The organism is Streptococcus sp. k-90 (assembly GCF_013277565.1).
Taxonomy (GTDB): domain Bacteria; phylum Bacillota; class Bacilli; order Lactobacillales; family Streptococcaceae; genus Streptococcus.
The window spans coordinates 1-1253 of record NZ_VMNE01000049.1 but is presented as its reverse complement, the minus strand read 5'-3'; the positions used below and the strand labels follow the sequence as shown (position 1 = coordinate 1253).

Annotated in this window: 1 protein-coding gene and 8 tRNA genes; 8 read left to right on the top strand and 1 reads right to left on the bottom strand. The window is 45.5% G+C overall.

What is annotated here, in order from left to right; all coding sequences use genetic code 11:
• The first annotated feature begins 20 nt into the window (after positions 1-20).
• From HT734_RS09245 to HT734_RS09210, 8 genes are all read left to right on the top strand, one after another.
• A tRNA-Met gene (locus tag HT734_RS09245) sits at positions 21-94 on the top strand.
• 13 nt (positions 95-107) lie between these two features.
• Positions 108-181, top strand: a tRNA-Ile gene (locus tag HT734_RS09240).
• A 12-nt stretch (positions 182-193) separates the two neighbouring features.
• Positions 194-283, top strand: a tRNA-Ser gene (locus HT734_RS09235).
• Positions 284-293: 10 nt separating this feature from the next.
• A tRNA-Met gene (locus HT734_RS09230) sits at positions 294-367 on the top strand.
• 3 nt (positions 368-370) lie between these two features.
• A tRNA-Phe gene (locus tag HT734_RS09225) sits at positions 371-443 on the top strand.
• A gap of 20 nt (positions 444-463) precedes the next feature.
• Positions 464-534: transfer RNA gene (locus HT734_RS09220), tRNA-Gly, on the top strand.
• 34 nt (positions 535-568) lie between these two features.
• Positions 569-642 (top strand) — tRNA-Ile (locus HT734_RS09215).
• A 6-nt stretch (positions 643-648) separates the two neighbouring features.
• A tRNA-Ser gene (locus tag HT734_RS09210) sits at positions 649-736 on the top strand.
• Between the two features lie 67 nt (positions 737-803).
• Here the strand turns inward: HT734_RS09210 and HT734_RS09205 are convergent.
• The coding region (locus HT734_RS09205) for a transposase (protein WP_173278639.1) at positions 804-1253 on the bottom strand (450 nt) is incomplete at its 5' end.

Below are 1253 nucleotides of genomic sequence, written 5' to 3'. Positions count from 1 at the left end.
ATCCTGTCTTCCCGATTCATGGCGGTGTAGCTCAGCTGGCTAGAGCGTCCGGTTCATACCCGGGAGGTCGGGGGTTCGATCCCCTTCGCCGCTATAATGATCTTGTTGGACCTTTAGCTCAGCTGGTTAGAGCTCTCGGCTCATAACCGAGTGGTCGTAGGTTCAAGTCCTACAAGGTCCATTTGAATATCATGGAGGATTACCCAAGTCCGGCTGAAGGGAACGGTCTTGAAAACCGTCAGGCGTGTAAAAGCGTGCGTGGGTTCGAATCCCACATCCTCCTTTTTTATTAACGCGGGATGGAGCAGCTCGGTAGCTCGTCGGGCTCATAACCCGAAGGTCGTAGGTTCAAATCCTGCTCCCGCAATAAGGCTCGGTAGCTCAGTTGGTAGAGCAATGGATTGAAGCTCCATGTGTCGGCGGTTCGATTCCGTCTCGCGCCATTTTTACTTATAGTATGTATGCGGGTGTAGTTTAGTGGTAAAACTACAGCCTTCCAAGCTGTTGTCGCGAGTTCGATTCTCGTCACCCGCTTTGAACTTTGTTCAAATTACCAAGTTTTTAACTTGGGCGCGTAGCTCAGGTGGTTAGAGCGCACGCCTGATAAGCGTGAGGTCGGTGGTTCGAGTCCACTCGTGCCCATTAATTGGAGAATTACTCAAGAGGCTGAAGAGGACGGTTTGCTAAATCGTTAGGTCGGGTAACTGGCGCAAGGGTTCGAATCCCTTATTCTCCGTTTGAATGAGAGTTTATAACTCTCTTTTTTCTTGCTTCTTTGTTAACTGTAGTGGGTTGAAGAAAAGCTAAGCTCGAGAAAGGACACATTTCGTCCTTTCTTTTTTGATATTCAGAGCGATAAAAATCCGTTTTTTGAAGTTTTCAAAGTTCCGAAAACCAAAGGCATTGCGCTTGATAAGTTTGATGAGATTATTGGTTGCTTCCAGTTTGGCGTTGGAATAGGGTAGTTGAAGGGCGTTGACAATCTTCTCTTTTTCCTTGAGAAAGGTTTTAAAGACAGTCTGAAAAAGAGGATGAACCTGCTTTAGATTGTCCTCAATGAGCCCGAAAAATTTCTCCGGCTCCTTATTCTGAAAGTGAAAAAGCAAGAGCTGATAGAGCTGATAGTGATGTTTCAAGTTTTCTGAATAGCTCAAAAGCTTGTCTAGAATCTCTTTATTGGTTAAGTGCATACGAAAAGTAGGGCGATAAAATCGTTTATCACTCAGTTTACGGCTATCCTGTTGAATGAGTTT